This window comes from Streptococcus mitis, from assembly GCF_047464945.1.
In the GTDB taxonomy this organism is placed as follows: domain Bacteria; phylum Bacillota; class Bacilli; order Lactobacillales; family Streptococcaceae; genus Streptococcus; species Streptococcus mitis_EA.
The window spans coordinates 19059-36719 of record NZ_JASHAX010000003.1; the positions used below are offsets into that span (position 1 = coordinate 19059).

The window sequence follows — 17661 nt, forward strand, 5'->3', positions numbered from 1 at the left end:
CCAGTCTTATTTTAATTTCAAAAAGAAAGAAGAAAGAAATGAAAAAAATAGTTCTTGTTAGTCTAGCTTTCCTTTTTATCCTGGTTGGTTGCGGACAGAAAAAAGAAACTGGACCAGCTACAAAAACAGAAAAGGATACGCTTCAGTCGGCATTGCCAGTTATTGAAAATGCTGAGAAGAATACAGTTGTAACCAAGACTTTGGTTTTGCCAAAGTCAGATGATGGTAGCCAGCAAACCCAAACCATTACTTATAAAGACAAGACTTTTTTGAATCTAACCATTCAACAAAAGCGTCCAGTCTCTGATGAGTTGAAGAACTATATTGACCAACATGGTGTGGAAGAAACTCAAAAAGCTCTCCTTGAGGCAGAGGAGAAGGATGAGGCCATCATAGAAGCTCGTAAATTAGCAGGATTTAAGCTTGAAACTAAACTATTGAGTGCAGCAGAACTTCAAACAACGACTAGTTTTGATTTTCAAGTTTTGGATGTCAAGAAGGCTTCTCAGTTAGAATATTTGAAGAATATTGGCTTGGAAAATCTTTTGAAAAATGAACCAAGCAAATATATTTCAGACAGATTGGCAAATGGTGCTACAGAACAGTAGAAAATCCAAATAAATAGACTGCCTGAATTGTAGAACGTAAGGAATTATGCTATAATGGTACTATTCTAAGGAAAGAGGGTGTTAGAATGGGATTTACTGAAGAAACAGTACGTTTTAAATTGGACGATTCCAATAAAAAAGAAATTAGCGAAACTCTGACTGATGTTTATGCTTCGTTGAACGATAAGGGCTACAACCCAATCAACCAAATCGTAGGTTACGTATTGAGTGGAGACCCTGCCTACGTTCCTCGTTATAATAATGCACGAAATCAAATCCGTAAGTATGAGCGTGATGAAATCGTTGAGGAATTGGTCCGCTACTACCTTAAAGGACAAGGAGTCGATCTATAACCTATGAGAATTATGGGATTGGACGTCGGTTCAAAAACGGTAGGGGTGGCCATTAGCGATCCACTCGGTTTTACAGCTCAAGGGCTTGAAATCATCCAAATCAATGAGGAGCAAGGCCAATTTGGTTTTGATCGCGTTAAGGAGTTGGTTGATACTTACAAGGTGGAACGATTTGTAGTGGGCTTGCCTAAAAATATGAACAATACAAGCGGACCGCGCGTGGAAGCTAGTCAAGCATACGGAGCAAAGCTAGAAGAGCTTTTTGGTTTACCAGCAGACTATCAAGATGAACGCTTGACAACAGTGGCTGCTGAGCGCATGTTGATTGAACAAGCAGATATCAGTCGCAATAAGCGCAAGAAAGTCATTGATAAGTTAGCAGCTCAGCTGATTTTACAAAATTATTTAGATAGAAAATTTTAATATAAAGGAGAGGCTATGTCACACGATCATAACCACGACCACGAAGAACGTGAACTAATCACACTAGTAGATGAGCAAGGAAATGAAACCTTGTTTGAAATCCTTTTGACGATTGACGGAAAAGAAGAATTTGGTAAAAACTATGTTCTTCTAGTACCAGTTAATGCAGAAGAAGACGAAGACGGACAAGTTGAAATCCAAGCTTACTCATTCATCGAAAACGAAGATGGAACAGAAGGCGAATTGCAACCAATCCCAGAAGACTCAGAAGACGAATGGAACATGATTGAAGAAGTCTTCAATAGTTTTATGGAGGAGTAAAAATATCCGGCGGATATTTTTAGCCCAGCTCTTTGAAATAAAAAAGAGCTGGTAAGTCCAGGGAACGTTTTTAGCCTGACGCTAAAAATAAAGACCATAAGTAAGTCTGGGAGACTGTATCACCCCAACTCCTAGAAATTGGAAGAGTTGGAACATCCAGTGGATGTTTTTAGCCCAAGTTAATATTCATAGTTGCTAGTGATTAGCTAACCAGGTAAGAGGTCGGGACGAAAATCCTGACCTCATTTTTTGTTATCTACGGAATTTTGTTAGATAATTGATTAGATTTTTGTCAAGGAGATGTGTATGTTTGAAATAGAAGAATGGCTCCATAGTCGGATTGGTTTGAATTTTCGATCAGGTTTGGGCCGAATACAGCAAGCGGTGGATTTGTTAGGAAATCCTGAGCGGTCTTACCCTATTATCCACGTAACAGGGACTAATGGGAAAGGATCTACCATTGCTTTTATGAGGGAGTTATTTATGGGGCATGGTAAAAAGGTCGCGACCTTTACCTCTCCTCATATCGTATCCATCAATGATCGAATCTGCATTAATGGGCGACCTATAGCAGACACAGACTTCATCCGTTTGGCTGAGCAGGTCAAGGAGATGGAGAAAACGCTTCTGCAAACCCATGACCAGTTGTCCTTTTTTGAATTGCTGACCTTGATTGCTTTTCTTTATTTTAGAGAGCAAGAGGTGGATTTGGTTCTACTAGAAGTGGGAATTGGTGGCTTACTAGACACGACCAATGTGGTCACTGGAGAGCTTGCTGTCATCACCTCCATCGGGCTTGATCATCAGGAGACTCTGGGTGACAGTATAGCAGCCATTGCAGAGCAGAAATCTGGTATTTTTAAGGCTGGTAAAAAGGCAGTGATTGCTAAGTTGCCTCCAGAAGCTAGGCTTGTATGTCAGAAAAAAGCCGAATCTTTAGCTGTTGCCCTTTATCAGGCAGGTCAGGATTTTTCAATGCTGAATAGTGATTTTTCAAGTTCTTTGGGAACTTTTTCGCAGTTGAAAATAGGATTGGAAGGAGCTTATCAGCAGGAAAATGTGGCCTTGGCGCTACAAACGTTTCTTCTCTTTATGAGAGAAGGAAAGGAAGCTGTTGATGAGCAGGTTGTAAGACAGGCTTTGGAGAAGACCCATTGGGCTGGGCGTTTGGAGCGTATTCGTCCGCAGATTTACTTGGACGGTGCTCATAACCTCCCTGCCTTGACTCGCTTGGTTGAATTTATTAAAGAAAAAGAGCAGGAAGGACATCGTCCTCAAATCCTATTTGGAGCCTTGAAACGGAAGGATTATCAAGGGATGTTGGCTTATATGACTGAAAAATTGCCTCAGGTGGAACTCAAGGTGACCGGCTTTGACTATCAAGGGTCTTTAGATGAGACAGATGTAACAGGTTACCATGTAATTCCCTCTTACCGAGAATTTATCAGCAGTTTTGAAGAAAGAGCCGATACCAAGGACTTGTTATTCATTACAGGGTCTCTCTATTTTATCTCAGAAGTACGGAGCCACATACTGGGGCATGAGCAGATAAATTGACCTCTCTAGCAAGTCTTAGTCTCTTAGTAGCTTGTTCACAAAGAGCTCAACAGGTTCAACAGCCAGCAGCTCAACCGCAAACACAACAAACTCAGCAATCACAATCTGCTGCTTCATCTTCCACAGAAAATACAAACCGGGCAACGACAAGTTCTTCACAAAATGCGCCCGAGGCTCAACCAACTAATATTGATGGGACTTATACCGGTCAGGACTAAGGAGACCGTATCACTTTAGTGGTAACTGGAACAACTGGTACCTAGACACAGGTTGAAACTGACGGGGAACAAGAAATCAAGCAGGTCAGCTTCGATGCAGTCAATCAACGCATGATTATTGGGGATGATGTCAAGATTTATGCAATCAATGGCAGTCAGATGATTATTGATGATATGGATAGAGAAGCGTTTGATCGTATCGTTTTATCAAAATAGACTAGAAGGAGACTGGATTTGTCGGTCTCTTTTACTTTTACTTAGAAAATGATGATAAATACTTGCCTTCTATCGAATACCTGCGCTATACTAGTATCAATTACCTGTTTTATCATTCAAAATATCAAGGAGGGGATATGAAATATAGGAAATTTCAATTATTGATGTCCAAGTATGGCTTTAGTCTTTCGATTATGCTGCTTGAACTGTGTCTTATTTTTGGTCTCTTTCTTTATTTAGGGCGGATGGCCCCTATTCTATGGGTTATTCTCTTAATCTTTATGAGTATGGCGACTATCGTAGCGATTGTCAATCGTTCTATGGCGCCTGAAAGCAAGGTAATGTGGTTAGTGGTAACTTTTGTTCCTATCATTGGCCCTTTGCTCTATCTGATGTTTGGTGAAAGGCGATTGTCCAAAAAAGAAATCAAGCAGTTGGATAAACTTGGTTCCATGCATTTTCGGGAGGATAACAGTAAAGCTCTCCGCCAGAAATTGAAGGAAGAGGATAAGGCGGCTTATGGAGTTATCAAATCTTTGTTAAGTATGGATAGCAACGCCGATGTCTATGATCGAACAGACTCACAATTCTTTTCTTCGGGTGAAAGCATGTGGCAACATATGTTGGAAGACCTCAAGAAAGCTGAAAAGTTTATCTTTCTAGAGTACTATATTGTTGAAGAAGGTCTGATGTGGAATAGCATACTAGACATACTAGAGCAAAAGGCAGCTCAGGGAGTAGAGATCAAGATGCTCTATGATGATATCGGCTGTATGGCGACTTTACCTGGCGACTACACTATTCAGCTTCGTAGTCGAGGAATTGAAGCCCATAAGTTTAACAAGGTGATTCCTCGTTTGACGGTGGCTTACAACAATCGGGACCATCGTAAAATCCTTGTCATAGATGGTCAGGTAGCCTATACAGGAGGCATTAACTTAGCCGATGAATACATCAATCATGTAGAACGCTTTGGCTATTGGAAGGACAGTGGGATTCGCTTAGATGGTCCTGGTGTCAAGGCTCTCACCCGTCTCTTTTTGATGACTTGGTACATCAATCGTGGAGAAATCAGCGATTTTGACCAGTATCACTTGGAAAATCAACCTCGTTCTAGCCAAGGGCTCTGCATTCCTTACGGTAGTGGACCCAAGCCCATCTTCCGTACTCAGGTAGGGAAAAAAGTCTATCAAAGTTTGATTAATCAGGCTACTGATTCAGTCTATATCACAACGCCCTATTTGATTATTGACTATGACTTGACAGAGAGTATTAAAAACGCGGCCATGAGGGGTGTTGATGTCCGTATCGTGACCCCTTTCATTCCAGATAAGAAATTAATCCAACTCATTACAAGAGGGGCTTATCCAGATTTGTTGTCAGCAGGAGTAAGGATTTTTGAGTATAGTCCAGGCTTCATACATAGTAAACAAATCTTAGTGGATAAGGACTTTGCTGCAGTTGGGACCATTAACTTAGATTATAGAAGTTTGCTTCACCACTATGAAAATGCAGTCTTGCTATATAAAACAGAATCAATCACTGAGATTCAGAAAGATTTTCAGGAGATTTTTTCAGCATCGCAAGAAATTTTCCCTCATACGATAAAAAATAGCTGGTATCAAAAATTGATTAAGGAAATTGCCCAGTTATTCGCCCCTATCTTATAAGAAATCTAGGACTGAGGATACAAACCAGTCCTATTTTTCTTGTCTTTTACGAATAAGAAGATGTAGGAGGGAAGATGCTAACTCAGAACGAATTAAACTATATCACGACATTTAAACAGACACATTTACACCGATTTCGGGAAATTGAAACCTTTGTGAAACTATACAAAAAATCACTCAAACAGCCATCGCAAGCTGACAATCCTAGGACTTTTTGATATACTAAGACAGATAAATTGAATAGGAGAAACGATATGAGTGTGTATGGTAGAGTAGAAGAAGTTCATCAGGAGAATCGTGAACCTCTAGAATACCAAATCGAACAAGAATCGCATCATCGTGAATCAAGTCGTCTTCCTTTGGTAAAAATTTTACTATGGAGTACGCTTGTAACAGGAATAACTCTAGGAGTACCGCTATTACTCGATTTAATGAGTGCACAAGAAGTGCAGGATTTTTATACAGGTTGGGCGCTTCATCAGACCGGGAAAATTTACAGCGACTATTATGGAAGTCAAGGCTTGCTTTATTATTTGCTGACTTACGTGACTCAGGGCGGATTTTTCTTTGCCATTTTTGAGTGGTTAGCCTTGGTAGCAGGAGGATTTTTCCTCTTTAAATCGGCGGACACCTTGACAGAGCAAGGAGACCAAGCTGGACAAGTGGTGACTATTTTTTACATGCTGGTTACAGGTCTTGCGTTTGGTGGAGGCTATGCGACTCTTTTAGCGCTTCCTTTCTTATTCGCGGCCTTTAGTTTAGTTGCGGCTTATCTAAGCAATCCAAGCCATGATAAGGGATTTGTACGGATTGGGTTGGCTTTGGCGGGCGGATTTTTCTTTGCTCCCTTGGCATCGCTCCTGTTTATTGCTGTAGTGAGTTTAGGATTGTTGGTCTTTAACCTTGGGCATAGACGTTTTGCACATGGATTTTATCAGTTTATTGCAGTGGCTTTAGGTTTTTCACTTGTCTTTTATCCAACTGCTTACTATAGTGTGGCAACAGGAAGTTTTGGGGATGCGATTAGTGGAATTTTGTATCCAATTCATTCCATTCGTTTGGTTTCTGTTTCGGCATTGTTAGAAAATGTTTTGTTTTACGGGTTGTTGGCTCTTGGCATGGGAGTTTTGGTTTTTGTCTTTTTAGGTCTCTTTCAATCTAAATCCTCTAAACTATATGTCATCTCAGTGCCTGCGAGTTTGTTCCTGATTTTAGGTTTGGTAGTGATTTTCTTTACACAGGATCCTCTACATGCATCCCGTTTGATGCTTATTTTCCCTGTCTTTCTTCTGCTTTTAGTGTCCAATATCAAGGGGCAACAGAGTGGTCGTAGTGTTAGAAGAAGACGCAGAGAAGAGCCCGTTAGTCTCTGGCATCGCTATACTAAAGGAAATCTTTACCTACCGATTTTAACTTTGTTATATCTTTTGGCTGTTCCTTTTTTGATGAGATTTGTCCTTTATCCAGTACCTTATCAAGAACGTGAACGTCTTGCTGATTTGGTGAAAGAGGAGACAAGTACGGAAGATGCTATATATGCATGGGATGATACTGCAACTCTTTATCGTAAGAGTGAGCGCTTGTCGCCATCGGCTATTTTGTCCCCGATGCACTATACAGCAACTGAGGAAAATCGGAATAAGCTACTCAATGACTTGAAAGAAAAACAACCCAAGGTGATTGTGGTGAATGATAAGGTAGCAGTCTGGTCTGAAGTGGAAACAATCTTGAAAGAAAGTTACCAACCAGTAAAGACAGATTACTCAGAGTTTAAAGTCTATAAAATTAAATAACTAAATCAATATCTTGTGTATTTTTAAAAATTTTAGGATTTTTAACACAAGATATTGATTTTTCTTTTTAGAGTGGTATAATACTTTTTAGAAAGAACATTTTAGAAAAGAGCATGCATATGATTGCACTAGAAGAAAAAATTACAATTTTGCCAACTCTCTTCGTCGAGAAACGAGATGGGAGACGTGTTGTATTTGATGTGGACAAGATTGACAAGGCTCTCCACAAGGCGGCTGACAAGGTTATGGATGTGACACCCTTGATTGAAAAGCGCCTAAATGCTCTGACCGAGCGAATTGTCACAGAAATTCATAGTCGCTTTCCAAAGGGAGTTAAGATTTACGAAATCCAAAATATCGTAGAACATGAACTCCTCGAAGCCAAAGAATATGCGCTAGCTGAAGAGTATATTACTTATCGGACACAGAGGGATTTTGAGCGCTCAAAAGCGACAGATATTAACTTTAGTATCCATAAACTTCTTAACAAAGATCAGGCAGTTGTCAATGAAAATGCTAATAAAGACAGTGATGTCTTCAACACCCAGCGTGATTTGACAGCAGGAATTGTTGGGAAATCAATCGGACTGCAAATGCTTCCTAAGCACGTAGCCAATGCCCACCAAAAAGGGGATATCCACTATCACGATTTGGACTACAGTCCCTATACACCTATGACCAACTGCTGTTTGATTGATTTTAAAGGTATGTTGGAAAATGGTTTTAAGATTGGAAATGCAGAGGTAGAAAGTCCCAAGTCTATCCAGACTGCAACAGCTCAGATTTCCCAAATTATCGCCAACGTTGCTTCTAGCCAGTACGGTGGCTGTTCAGCTGACCGTATCGATGAAGTTTTGGCGCCTTATGCAGAGAAGAACTATCAAAAACATCTAAAAGATGCAGAAGAATGGGTCTTGCCTGAAAAACGGGAAGATTATGCCTGGAAGAAAACGCAAAAAGACATCTACGATGCCATGCAATCACTCGAGTATGAAATCAATACTCTCTTTACTTCAAATGGACAAACACCTTTTACTTCGCTAGGTTTTGGTCTAGGAACTAATCGTTTTGAGCGGGAAATTCAAAAGGCAATTTTAAACATTCGTATCAATGGGCTTGGTTCAGAACACCGTACAGCTATCTTTCCTAAACTTATTTTCACGCTTAAAAGAGGCCTTAACTTAGAGGAAGGGACACCCAACTACGATATCAAGCAATTGGCTCTAGAGTGCGCAACCAAACGGATGTACCCAGACGTCTTGTCTTATGATAAGATTGTTGAGTTGACAGGTTCTTTCAAAGTTCCTATGGGCTGCCGTTCGTTCCTTCAAGGGTGGAAAGACGAGAATGGCGTAGAAGTCAATTCAGGTCGGATGAACTTGGGTGTTGTGACAGTTAACCTGCCTCGTATTGCTCTTGAGTCTGAGGGCGACATGAATAAGTTCTGGGAAATCTTCAACGAGCGGATGAATATCGCTGAAGATGCTCTTGTTTATCGTGTCGAACGCACTAAAGAGGCGACGCCAGCCAATGCTCCTATCCTCTATCAGTACGGTGCTTTTGGCCATCGTCTAGGTAAGGAAGAAAGTGTTGACCAGCTCTTTAAGAATCGTCGTGCGACAGTTTCACTAGGCTATATCGGTTTGTACGAAGTAGCGACAGTTTTCTTTGGTAACAGCTGGGAAAGTAATCCAGATGCTAAGGAATTCACGCTAGACATTATTCGAGATATGAAACGCCGTGTAGAAGAGTGGTCAGATCAATATGGCTATCATTTCTCTATTTACTCAACACCGTCTGAAAGTTTGACAGACCGTTTCTGTCGACTAGATACAGAGAAGTTTGGTTCTATTCCTGATATTACAGACAAGGAATACTACACCAACTCTTTCCACTATGATGTTCGTAAAAATCCAACACCGTTTGAAAAATTGGATTTTGAAAAAGTCTATCCAGAAGCAGGTGCGTCAGGTGGTTTCATCCATTATTGTGAGTATCCAGTCCTTCAGCAAAATCCTAAAGCCTTGGAAGCTGTCTGGGATTATGCTTATGACCGTGTGGGATATTTGGGGACCAATACTCCAATTGACCGTTGCTACAAGTGTGACTTTGAAGGGGATTTTGAACCAACTGAGAGAGGATTTGCTTGCCCTAACTGTGGCAATAGCGACCCTAAAACAGTAGACGTTGTTAAACGGACTTGTGGCTATCTAGGGAATCCTCAAGCGCGTCCGATGGTTAATGGACGTCACAAGGAAATCGCTGCGCGTGTCAAACATATGAATGGTTCAACGATTAAAATAGCTGGACATCAAGTAACAAATTAGAAAGAAATGAAATGGGAAAATATCAATTAGATGATAAGGGGCGTGCACAAGTGACCCGTTATCACGAGAAACACTCTAAAGGTGGAGCTGGTAAAAAAGAACGCTTGCTCAACCTCAAAGAACAATTTTTAAACAAGAATAAGAAAAAATAAAAGTGATACTCAATGAAAATCAAAGAGCAAACTAGGAAGCTAGCCGCAGGTTGCTCAAAGCACTGCTTTGAGGTTGTAGATAAGACTGACGAAGTCAGTTACATATATCTACGGTAAGGCGACGCTGACGTGGTTTGAAGAGATTTTCGAAGAGTATGAGAGTCAGCTCTCACTTTTCTAATAGTGGGAGGTAAGGATGGAACTACGAAGACCAAGATTAGCAGATAAAGAAACAGTTTTAGAGATGATGGCAGAGTTTGAAAAGAGCCAATCAGCCCATGATGGAGGATTTTGGGATACAGAGAACTTTGTGTATGAAGAGTGGTTGGAAACAAATATGCAAAAAGAGATGGGAATAAACTTGCCTGAAAATCGTGTTCCTTCTATTCAATTTGTATCATTTGATGATGTAGGTCGTGCTCTAGGATTTTTGAATCTGCGATTGAGACTGAATGAGGGGTTACTGAATTATGCTGGCCACATTGGCTACTCCATTCGTCCATCAGAAAGAGGCAAGGGTTATGCTAAGGAAACTCTCCGTCAGGGCTTGCAAGTTGCTAAGGGAAAGAACATCAAGAGAACTCTTGTGACCTGTAGCGTAAATAATCCTGCTAGCAGAGCAGTCATTTTAGTAAATGGTGGGCTCCTTGAGGATGTTCGTAATGGTGTGGAGCGTTATTGGATAGAGGTAGCGAATGAATAATCCAAAACCACAAGAATGGAAAAGCGAGGAACTCAGTCAAGGCCGTATCATTGACTACAAGGCCTTTAACTTTGTGGATGGAGAAGGTGTGCGGAACTCCCTCTATGTATCAGGCTGCATGTTTCACTGCGAGGGATGTTATAATGTTGCTACTTGGTCTTTCAATGCAGGAATTCCCTACACAGCAGAATTAGAAGAACAGATTATGGCAGATCTAGCTCAACCCTATGTTCAAGGCTTGACTTTGCTGGGAGGGGAGCCTTTTCTCAATACTGGGATTCTTTTGCCACTCGTTAAGCGCATTCGGAAGGAATTGCCAGATAAAGACATCTGGTCCTGGACGGGCTACACTTGGGAAGAAATGATGTTGGAAACTCCAGATAAATTGGAACTCTTGTCGCTGATTGACATTCTTGTTGATGGAAGATATGACCGAACTAAGAGAAATCTCATGCTCCAGTTTCGAGGTTCCTCCAATCAACGAATTATCGATGTGCAAAAATCGCTCAAAAGTGGGCAAGTAGTGATTTGGGACAAGCTCAATGATGGAAAAGAAAGCTATGAACAGGTGAAGAGAGAATAACTTTCTTCCATAAAGTACTTAAATAAATGACCTGCCAAAAAAGAAAACATTTTCATGTTAAAAATTTTAAAAAACAGCAACAAATCCCTTGCAATCGCAGGGGCTTTGTGTTATTCTATTATGGTGCTGTAAATTACAGCCTTAGCTTTGATGCAAGAGGTTGCGACACGCTCGGTTGCATTGCCACGCAACACCGCGTCGGTTTTCTTGTGGAGCTAGCCTATTATCTTAAATAGACGAAAAGGAGAAAAAGATGGCAAACAAAAAAATCCGTATCCGTTTGAAAGCTTACGAACACCGTACGCTTGATACAGCGGCTGCAAAAATCGTAGAATCAGCTACTCGTACAGGTGCACAAGTTGCGGGTCCAATCCCACTTCCAACTGAACGTAGCCTCTACACAATCATTCGTGCGACTCACAAATACAAAGACTCTCGCGAACAATTTGAAATGCGTACACACAAACGTTTGATCGATATCGTTAACCCAACTCAAAAAACAGTTGATGCTTTGATGAAATTGGATCTTCCAAGTGGTGTAAACGTAGAAATCAAACTTTAATCTAAAGTTTGATATTTGAGCATAAAAAACGCTCGTTAAAAACTTTTTGAATAAAAAATATAGAAAAGGAACTATTTTCTCATGACAAAAGGAATCTTAGGGAAAAAAGTGGGAATGACTCAAATCTTCACTGAAGCTGGCGAATTGATCCCTGTAACAGTTATTGAAGCAACTCCAAACGTTGTTCTTCAAGTTAAAACTGTTGAAACAGACGGATACAACGCTATCCAAGTTGGTTTCGATGACAAACGCGAAGTATTGAGCAACAAACCTGCTAAAGGACATGTAGCAAAAGCTAACACGGCTCCTAAGCGCTTCATTCGTGAATTCAAAAACGTTGAAGGCTTGGAAGTTGGTGCTGAAATCACAGTTGAAACATTCGCAGCTGGAGACGTTGTTGACGTAACTGGTACTTCTAAAGGTAAAGGTTTCCAAGGTGTTATCAAACGCCACGGACAATCACGTGGACCTATGGCTCACGGTTCTCGTTACCACCGTCGTCCAGGTTCTATGGGACCTGTTGCACCTAACCGCGTATTCAAAGGTAAAAACCTTGCAGGACGTATGGGTGGTGACCGCGTAACAATTCAAAACCTTGAAGTTGTACAAGTTGTTCCAGAAAAGAACGTTATCCTTATCAAAGGTAACGTACCAGGTGCTAAGAAATCTCTTATCACTATCAAATCAGCAGTTAAAGCTGGTAAATAATAAGGAAAGGGGAATACAGTCAAAATGGCAAATGTAACATTATTCGACCAAACTGGTAAACAAGCTGGCGAAGTTGTTCTTAACGATGCAATCTTTGGTATCGAACCAAACCAATCTGTTGTGTTTGATGTGATCATCAGCCAACGTGCTAGCCTTCGTCAAGGAACTCACGCAGTTAAAAACCGCTCAGCTGTTTCAGGTGGCGGACGCAAACCATGGCGTCAAAAAGGAACTGGACGTGCTCGTCAAGGTTCTATCCGCTCTCCACAATGGCGTGGTGGTGGAATCGTCTTCGGACCAACTCCACGTAGCTATGCGTACAAACTTCCTCAAAAAGTTCGTCGCCTTGCGCTTAAATCTGTTTACTCAGAAAAAGTTGCTGAAAATAAATTTGTAGCCGTTGATTCTCTTGAATTTACAGCTCCAAAAACTGCTGAATTTGCAAAAGTTCTTGCAGCTTTGAGCATCGATTCTAAAGTCCTTGTTATTCTTGAAGAAGGCAACGAATTCGCAGCTCTCTCAGCTCGTAACCTTCCAAACGTGAAAGTTGCGACTGCTACAACTGCAAGTGTTCTTGACATCGCAAATAGTGACAAACTTCTTGTTACTCAAGCAGCTATCTCTAAAATCGAGGAGGTTCTTGCATAATGAATTTGTATGATGTTATCAAAAAACCTGTCATCACTGAAAGCTCAATGGCTCAACTTGAAGCAGGAAAATATGTATTTGAAGTTGACACTCGTGCACACAAACTTTTGATCAAGCAAGCTGTTGAAGCTGCTTTCGAAGGTGTTAAAGTTGCTAATGTTAACACAATCAACGTAAAACCAAAAGCTAAACGTGTTGGACGTTACACTGGTTTTACTAACAAAACTAAAAAAGCTATCATCACACTTACAGCTGATTCTAAAGCAATCGAGTTGTTTGCTGCTGAAGCTGAATAATCTAAGGAGGAAATATCGTGGGAATTCGTGTTTATAAACCAACAACAAACGGTCGCCGTAATATGACTTCTTTGGATTTCGCTGAAATCACAACAAGCACTCCTGAAAAATCATTGCTTGTTGCATTGAAGAGCAAGGCTGGTCGTAACAACAACGGTCGTATCACAGTTCGTCACCAAGGTGGTGGACACAAACGTTTCTACCGTTTGGTTGACTTCAAACGTAACAAAGACAACGTTGAAGCAGTTGTTAAAACTATCGAGTACGATCCAAACCGTTCTGCAAACATCGCTCTTGTACACTACACTGACGGTGTGAAAGCGTACATCATCGCTCCAAAAGGTCTTGAAGTTGGTCAACGTATCGTTTCAGGTCCAGAAGCAGATATCAAAGTCGGAAACGCTCTTCCACTTGCTAACATCCCAGTTGGTACTTTGATCCACAACATCGAGTTGAAACCAGGTCGTGGTGGTGAATTGGTACGTGCTGCTGGAGCATCTGCTCAAGTATTGGGTTCTGAAGGTAAATACGTTCTTGTTCGTCTTCAATCAGGTGAAGTTCGTATGATTCTTGGAACTTGTCGTGCTACAGTTGGTGTTGTCGGAAACGAACAACACGGACTTGTAAACCTTGGTAAAGCAGGACGTAGCCGTTGGAAAGGTATCCGCCCAACAGTTCGTGGTTCTGTAATGAACCCTAACGATCACCCACACGGTGGTGGTGAAGGTAAAGCACCAGTTGGTCGTAAAGCACCATCTACTCCATGGGGCAAACCTGCTCTTGGTCTTAAAACTCGTAACAAGAAAGCGAAATCTGACAAACTTATCGTTCGTCGTCGCAACGAGAAATAATATTAAACTAGTCGCTTAAGCAATTAGTAAATCCGCCAGCTCGGTAGCGCTCCATAGGAGCGCAAGCCGCTGTGGTACAACATTTAAAGGAGAAAATATAAAAATGGGACGCAGTCTTAAAAAAGGACCTTTCGTCGATGAGCATTTGATGAAAAAAGTTGAAGCTCAAGCTAACGACGAAAAGAAAAAAGTTATTAAAACTTGGTCACGTCGTTCAACGATCTTCCCAAGTTTCATTGGTTACACTATTGCAGTTTATGACGGACGTAAACACGTACCTGTTTACATCCAAGAAGACATGGTAGGTCACAAACTTGGTGAATTTGCACCAACTCGTACTTACAAAGGTCACGCTGCAGACGACAAGAAAACACGTAGAAAATAAGGAGAACATAAATGGCAGAAATTACTTCAGCTAAAGCAATGGCTCGTACAGTACGTGTTTCACCTCGTAAATCACGTCTTGTTCTTGATAACATCCGTGGTAAAAGCGTAGCCGATGCAATCGCAATCTTGACATTCACTCCAAACAAAGCTGCTGAAATCATCTTAAAAGTTTTGAACTCAGCTGTAGCTAACGCTGAAAACAACTTTGGTTTGGATAAAGCTAACTTGGTAGTATCTGAAGCATTCGCAAATGAAGGACCAACTATGAAACGTTTCCGTCCACGTGCGAAAGGTTCAGCTTCACCAATCAACAAACGTACAGCTCACATCACTGTAGCTGTTGCAGAAAAATAAGGAGGTAAAATCGTGGGTCAAAAAGTACATCCAATTGGTATGCGTGTCGGCATCATCCGTGATTGGGATGCCAAATGGTATGCTGAAAAAGAATACGCGGATTACCTTCATGAAGATCTTGCAATCCGTAAATTCGTTCAAAAAGAACTTGCTGACGCAGCAGTTTCAACTATCGAAATCGAACGCGCAGTAAACAAAGTTAACGTTTCACTTCACACTGCTAAACCAGGTATGGTTATCGGTAAAGGTGGTGCTAACGTTGATGCACTCCGTGCAAAACTTAACAAATTGACTGGAAAACAAGTACACATCAACATCATCGAAATCAAACAACCTGATTTGGATGCTCACCTTGTAGGTGAAGGAATTGCTCGTCAATTAGAGCAACGTGTTGCTTTCCGTCGTGCACAAAAACAAGCAATCCAACGTGCAATGCGTGCTGGAGCTAAAGGAATCAAAACTCAAGTATCAGGTCGTTTGAACGGTGCAGATATCGCCCGTGCTGAAGGATACTCTGAAGGAACTGTTCCACTTCACACACTTCGTGCAGATATCGATTATGCTTGGGAAGAAGCAGATACTACATACGGTAAACTTGGTGTTAAAGTATGGATCTATCGTGGTGAAGTTCTTCCAGCTCGCAAAAACACTAAAGGAGGTAAATAACCAATGTTAGTACCTAAACGTGTTAAACACCGTCGTGAATTCCGTGGAAAAATGCGCGGTGAAGCAAAAGGTGGAAAAGAAGTAGCATTCGGTGAATACGGTCTTCAAGCTACAACTAGCCACTGGATCACTAACCGCCAAATCGAAGCTGCTCGTATCGCCATGACTCGTTACATGAAACGTGGTGGTAAAGTTTGGATTAAAATCTTCCCACACAAATCATACACTGCTAAAGCTATCGGTGTGCGTATGGGATCTGGTAAAGGGGCACCTGAAGGTTGGGTAGCACCAGTTAAACGTGGTAAAGTGATGTTCGAAATCGCTGGTGTATCTGAAGAGATTGCACGCGAAGCGCTTCGTCTTGCTAGCCACAAATTACCAGTTAAATGTAAATTCGTAAAACGTGAAGCAGAATAAGGAGAAGGCATGAAACTTAATGAAGTAAAAGAATTTGTTAAAGAACTTCGTGGTCTTTCTCAAGAAGAACTCGCGAAGCGCGAAAACGAATTGAAAAAAGAATTGTTTGAACTTCGTTTCCAAGCTGCTACTGGTCAATTGGAACAAACAGCTCGCTTGAAAGAAGTTAAAAAACAAATCGCTCGTATCAAAACAGTTCAATCTGAAGCGAAATAATAGACTAGGGAAGGAGAAATTTCAATGGAACGCAATAATCGTAAAGTTCTTGTTGGACGTGTTGTATCTGACAAAATGGACAAGACAATCACAGTTGTAGTTGAAACAAAACGTAACCACCCAGTCTATGGTAAACGTATTAACTACTCTAAAAAATACAAAGCTCATGATGAAAACAATGTTGCCAAAGAAGGTGATATCGTACGTATCATGGAAACTCGCCCGCTTTCAGCTACAAAACGTTTCCGTCTTGTAGAAGTTGTTGAAGAAGCGGTCATCATCTAATCAAACCTGAAAGGAGAAAACTGAAATGATTCAAACAGAAACTCGTTTGAAAGTCGCAGACAACAGCGGTGCTCGCGAAATCTTGACTATCAAAGTTCTTGGTGGTTCAGGACGTAAATTTGCAAACATCGGTGATGTTATCGTGGCATCTGTAAAACAAGCTACTCCTGGTGGTGCGGTTAAAAAAGGTGACGTTGTTAAAGCAGTTATCGTTCGTACTAAATCAGGTGCTCGTCGTGCTGATGGTTCATACATCAAATTTGACGAAAACGCAGCAGTTATCATCCGTGAAGACAAGACTCCTCGCGGAACACGTATCTTTGGCCCAGTTGCACGTGAATTGCGTGAAGGTGGCTTCATGAAGATCGTGTCACTTGCTCCAGAAGTACTTTAATTTTTAAAAACAAACTAGTCCCCTGGATTTACCTCCAGGGTGCCCTTATGGGCGTAAGAAAAATCAAGGAGAAACCTAATGTTTGTAAAAAAAGGCGACAAAGTTCGCGTAATCGCTGGTAAAGATAAGGGAACAGAAGCTGTTGTCCTTACTGCCCTTCCAAAAGTAAACAAAGTTATCGTTGAAGGTGTTAACATCGTTAAGAAACACCAACGTCCAACTAACGAACTTCCTCAAGGTGGGATCATCGAGAAAGAAGCAGCTATCCACGTATCAAACGTTCAAGTTTTGGACAAAAATGGTGTAGCTGGTCGTGTTGGTTACAAATTTGTAGACGGTAAAAAAGTTCGCTACAACAAAAAATCAGGCGAAGTGCTTGATTAATCACGAAGGAAAGGAGAAGTATAATGGCAAATCGTTTAAAAGAAAAATATCTTAATGAAGTAGTTCCTGCTTTGACAGAACAATTCAACTACTCATCAGTGATGGCTGTGCCTAAAGTAGATAAGATCGTTTTGAACATGGGTGTTGGTGAAGCTGTATCAAACGCTAAAAGCCTTGAAAAAGCTGCTGAAGAATTGGCACTTATCTCAGGTCAAAAACCACTTATCACTAAAGCTAAAAAATCAATCGCCGGCTTCCGTCTTCGTGAAGGTGTTGCGATCGGTGCAAAAGTTACCCTTCGTGGTGAACGTATGTACGAATTCTTGGATAAATTGGTTTCAGTTTCACTTCCACGTGTACGTGACTTCCACGGTGTTCCAACAAAATCATTTGACGGACGCGGAAACTACACACTTGGTGTGAAAGAACAATTGATCTTCCCAGAAATCAACTTCGATGACGTTGACAAAACTCGTGGTCTTGACATCGTTATCGTAACAACTGCTAACACTGACGAAGAGTCACGTGCATTGCTTACAGGCCTTGGAATGCCTTTTGCAAAATAATAT

At 41.1% G+C, this 17661-nt stretch carries 25 protein-coding genes and 1 pseudogene; all 26 read left to right on the top strand.

Annotation, left to right across the window (positions count from 1 at the left end; genetic code table 11):
- Window positions 1-38 precede the first annotated feature (38 nt).
- Window positions 39-608: an SP0191 family lipoprotein gene (locus QM424_RS04430; protein WP_414393250.1), complete on the top strand. Its 570-nt coding sequence runs from the start codon at window positions 39-41 to the stop codon at window positions 606-608.
- A gap of 86 nt (window positions 609-694) precedes the next feature.
- Complete coding sequence (locus QM424_RS04435) at window positions 695-961, top strand: IreB family regulatory phosphoprotein (RefSeq protein WP_000507059.1); 267 nt, start codon at window positions 695-697, stop codon at window positions 959-961.
- 3 nt (window positions 962-964) lie between these two features.
- Complete coding sequence (ruvX, locus tag QM424_RS04440) at window positions 965-1384, top strand: Holliday junction resolvase RuvX (protein WP_414393252.1); 420 nt, start codon at window positions 965-967, stop codon at window positions 1382-1384.
- Window positions 1385-1399: 15 nt separating this feature from the next.
- A complete protein-coding gene (locus QM424_RS04445; protein WP_000017620.1) occupies window positions 1400-1705 on the top strand; it encodes a DUF1292 domain-containing protein in 306 nt (101 codons plus the stop codon).
- Between the two features lie 306 nt (window positions 1706-2011).
- A complete protein-coding gene (locus QM424_RS04450; protein WP_414393254.1) occupies window positions 2012-3262 on the top strand; it encodes a bifunctional folylpolyglutamate synthase/dihydrofolate synthase in 1251 nt (416 codons plus the stop codon).
- Window positions 3259-3696 (top strand): annotated as a pseudogene (locus QM424_RS04455) (SP_0198 family lipoprotein). Before QM424_RS04450 ends, QM424_RS04455 begins: the two are co-directional and overlap by 4 nt.
- 137 nt (window positions 3697-3833) lie before the next feature.
- The gene (cls, locus tag QM424_RS04460; protein ID WP_414393256.1) at window positions 3834-5366 is read left to right on the top strand and encodes a cardiolipin synthase; all 1533 of its coding nucleotides are present in this window, start codon (window positions 3834-3836) and stop codon (window positions 5364-5366) included.
- A 254-nt stretch (window positions 5367-5620) separates the two neighbouring features.
- Window positions 5621-7159, top strand: a complete 1539-nt coding sequence (locus QM424_RS04465; RefSeq protein WP_414393259.1) for a damage-inducible protein CinA — start codon at window positions 5621-5623, stop codon at window positions 7157-7159.
- Between the two features lie 119 nt (window positions 7160-7278).
- Complete coding sequence (gene nrdD / locus QM424_RS04470; RefSeq protein ID WP_261026047.1) at window positions 7279-9486, top strand: anaerobic ribonucleoside-triphosphate reductase; 2208 nt, start codon at window positions 7279-7281, stop codon at window positions 9484-9486.
- 11 nt (window positions 9487-9497) lie between these two features.
- A complete protein-coding gene (locus QM424_RS04475; RefSeq protein ID WP_000521615.1) occupies window positions 9498-9638 on the top strand; it encodes a hypothetical protein in 141 nt (46 codons plus the stop codon).
- Between the two features lie 196 nt (window positions 9639-9834).
- Complete coding sequence (locus QM424_RS04480) at window positions 9835-10341, top strand: GNAT family N-acetyltransferase (RefSeq protein WP_084862770.1); 507 nt, start codon at window positions 9835-9837, stop codon at window positions 10339-10341.
- A complete protein-coding gene (gene nrdG / locus QM424_RS04485) occupies window positions 10334-10924 on the top strand; it encodes an anaerobic ribonucleoside-triphosphate reductase activating protein (RefSeq protein ID WP_001064217.1) in 591 nt (196 codons plus the stop codon). The genes QM424_RS04480 and nrdG overlap by 8 nt, the downstream gene beginning before the upstream one ends.
- Before the next feature lie 253 nt (window positions 10925-11177).
- Window positions 11178-11486 (top strand): 30S ribosomal protein S10, encoded by a 309-nt coding sequence (gene rpsJ / locus QM424_RS04490; protein WP_001284513.1) that lies wholly within the window; start codon window positions 11178-11180, stop codon window positions 11484-11486.
- Between the two features lie 81 nt (window positions 11487-11567).
- Complete coding sequence (rplC, locus tag QM424_RS04495) at window positions 11568-12194, top strand: 50S ribosomal protein L3 (RefSeq protein ID WP_000160197.1); 627 nt, start codon at window positions 11568-11570, stop codon at window positions 12192-12194.
- A 24-nt stretch (window positions 12195-12218) separates the two neighbouring features.
- On the top strand, window positions 12219-12842 hold the full coding sequence (gene rplD, locus QM424_RS04500) for a 50S ribosomal protein L4 (RefSeq protein ID WP_000024549.1): 624 nt from the start codon (window positions 12219-12221) through the stop codon (window positions 12840-12842).
- Window positions 12842-13138 (top strand): 50S ribosomal protein L23, encoded by a 297-nt coding sequence (locus QM424_RS04505; protein WP_001055347.1) that lies wholly within the window; start codon window positions 12842-12844, stop codon window positions 13136-13138. The genes rplD and QM424_RS04505 overlap by 1 nt, the downstream gene beginning before the upstream one ends.
- 17 nt (window positions 13139-13155) lie before the next feature.
- Entirely contained in the window at window positions 13156-13989 is an 834-nt protein-coding gene (gene rplB / locus QM424_RS04510; protein ID WP_000512911.1) for a 50S ribosomal protein L2, read from the top strand.
- A gap of 103 nt (window positions 13990-14092) precedes the next feature.
- A complete protein-coding gene (gene rpsS / locus QM424_RS04515) occupies window positions 14093-14374 on the top strand; it encodes a 30S ribosomal protein S19 (RefSeq protein ID WP_000533766.1) in 282 nt (93 codons plus the stop codon).
- 11 nt (window positions 14375-14385) lie between these two features.
- Window positions 14386-14730 carry a 50S ribosomal protein L22 gene (gene rplV / locus QM424_RS04520; RefSeq protein WP_000818137.1) on the top strand — a complete coding sequence of 115 codons (345 nt, stop codon included), beginning with the start codon at window positions 14386-14388 and terminating at the stop codon, window positions 14728-14730.
- Between the two features lie 12 nt (window positions 14731-14742).
- A complete protein-coding gene (rpsC, locus tag QM424_RS04525; RefSeq protein ID WP_000529936.1) occupies window positions 14743-15396 on the top strand; it encodes a 30S ribosomal protein S3 in 654 nt (217 codons plus the stop codon).
- Between the two features lie 3 nt (window positions 15397-15399).
- The gene (gene rplP / locus QM424_RS04530) at window positions 15400-15813 is read left to right on the top strand and encodes a 50S ribosomal protein L16 (protein ID WP_000960946.1); all 414 of its coding nucleotides are present in this window, start codon (window positions 15400-15402) and stop codon (window positions 15811-15813) included.
- 9 nt (window positions 15814-15822) lie between these two features.
- Complete coding sequence (gene rpmC, locus QM424_RS04535; RefSeq protein WP_000772918.1) at window positions 15823-16029, top strand: 50S ribosomal protein L29; 207 nt, start codon at window positions 15823-15825, stop codon at window positions 16027-16029.
- Window positions 16030-16053: 24 nt separating this feature from the next.
- Window positions 16054-16314: a 30S ribosomal protein S17 gene (gene rpsQ, locus QM424_RS04540; protein WP_000440801.1), complete on the top strand. Its 261-nt coding sequence runs from the start codon at window positions 16054-16056 to the stop codon at window positions 16312-16314.
- 25 nt (window positions 16315-16339) lie between these two features.
- Complete coding sequence (gene rplN / locus QM424_RS04545; protein ID WP_000616545.1) at window positions 16340-16708, top strand: 50S ribosomal protein L14; 369 nt, start codon at window positions 16340-16342, stop codon at window positions 16706-16708.
- Between the two features lie 78 nt (window positions 16709-16786).
- Entirely contained in the window at window positions 16787-17092 is a 306-nt protein-coding gene (rplX, locus tag QM424_RS04550; RefSeq protein ID WP_000497691.1) for a 50S ribosomal protein L24, read from the top strand.
- Between the two features lie 23 nt (window positions 17093-17115).
- Window positions 17116-17658, top strand: a complete 543-nt coding sequence (rplE, locus tag QM424_RS04555) for a 50S ribosomal protein L5 (RefSeq protein WP_000013542.1) — start codon at window positions 17116-17118, stop codon at window positions 17656-17658.
- Window positions 17659-17661: the final 3 nt, after the last annotated feature.

Excerpts from the sequence above, each read along its gene's own strand:
- QM424_RS04430 (WP_414393250.1), top strand. The coding sequence starts at position 39 with ATGAAAAAAATAGTTCTTGTTAGTCTAGCTTTCCTTTTTATCCTGGTT.
- QM424_RS04435 (WP_000507059.1), top strand. The coding sequence starts at position 695 with ATGGGATTTACTGAAGAAACAGTACGTTTTAAATTGGACGATTCCAAT.
- ruvX (WP_414393252.1), top strand. The coding sequence starts at position 965 with ATGAGAATTATGGGATTGGACGTCGGTTCAAAAACGGTAGGGGTGGCC.
- QM424_RS04445 (WP_000017620.1), top strand. The coding sequence starts at position 1,400 with ATGTCACACGATCATAACCACGACCACGAAGAACGTGAACTAATCACA.
- QM424_RS04450 (WP_414393254.1), top strand. The coding sequence starts at position 2,012 with ATGTTTGAAATAGAAGAATGGCTCCATAGTCGGATTGGTTTGAATTTT.
- cls (WP_414393256.1), top strand. The coding sequence starts at position 3,834 with ATGAAATATAGGAAATTTCAATTATTGATGTCCAAGTATGGCTTTAGT.
- QM424_RS04465 (WP_414393259.1), top strand. The coding sequence starts at position 5,621 with ATGAGTGTGTATGGTAGAGTAGAAGAAGTTCATCAGGAGAATCGTGAA.
- nrdD (WP_261026047.1), top strand. The coding sequence starts at position 7,279 with ATGATTGCACTAGAAGAAAAAATTACAATTTTGCCAACTCTCTTCGTC.
- QM424_RS04475 (WP_000521615.1), top strand. The coding sequence starts at position 9,498 with ATGGGAAAATATCAATTAGATGATAAGGGGCGTGCACAAGTGACCCGT.
- QM424_RS04480 (WP_084862770.1), top strand. The coding sequence starts at position 9,835 with ATGGAACTACGAAGACCAAGATTAGCAGATAAAGAAACAGTTTTAGAG.
- nrdG (WP_001064217.1), top strand. The coding sequence starts at position 10,334 with ATGAATAATCCAAAACCACAAGAATGGAAAAGCGAGGAACTCAGTCAA.
- rpsJ (WP_001284513.1), top strand. The coding sequence starts at position 11,178 with ATGGCAAACAAAAAAATCCGTATCCGTTTGAAAGCTTACGAACACCGT.
- rplC (WP_000160197.1), top strand. The coding sequence starts at position 11,568 with ATGACAAAAGGAATCTTAGGGAAAAAAGTGGGAATGACTCAAATCTTC.
- rplD (WP_000024549.1), top strand. The coding sequence starts at position 12,219 with ATGGCAAATGTAACATTATTCGACCAAACTGGTAAACAAGCTGGCGAA.
- QM424_RS04505 (WP_001055347.1), top strand. The coding sequence starts at position 12,842 with ATGAATTTGTATGATGTTATCAAAAAACCTGTCATCACTGAAAGCTCA.
- rpsS (WP_000533766.1), top strand. The coding sequence starts at position 14,093 with ATGGGACGCAGTCTTAAAAAAGGACCTTTCGTCGATGAGCATTTGATG.
- rplV (WP_000818137.1), top strand. The coding sequence starts at position 14,386 with ATGGCAGAAATTACTTCAGCTAAAGCAATGGCTCGTACAGTACGTGTT.
- rplP (WP_000960946.1), top strand. The coding sequence starts at position 15,400 with ATGTTAGTACCTAAACGTGTTAAACACCGTCGTGAATTCCGTGGAAAA.
- rpmC (WP_000772918.1), top strand. The coding sequence starts at position 15,823 with ATGAAACTTAATGAAGTAAAAGAATTTGTTAAAGAACTTCGTGGTCTT.
- rpsQ (WP_000440801.1), top strand. The coding sequence starts at position 16,054 with ATGGAACGCAATAATCGTAAAGTTCTTGTTGGACGTGTTGTATCTGAC.
- rplN (WP_000616545.1), top strand. The coding sequence starts at position 16,340 with ATGATTCAAACAGAAACTCGTTTGAAAGTCGCAGACAACAGCGGTGCT.
- rplX (WP_000497691.1), top strand. The coding sequence starts at position 16,787 with ATGTTTGTAAAAAAAGGCGACAAAGTTCGCGTAATCGCTGGTAAAGAT.
- rplE (WP_000013542.1), top strand. The coding sequence starts at position 17,116 with ATGGCAAATCGTTTAAAAGAAAAATATCTTAATGAAGTAGTTCCTGCT.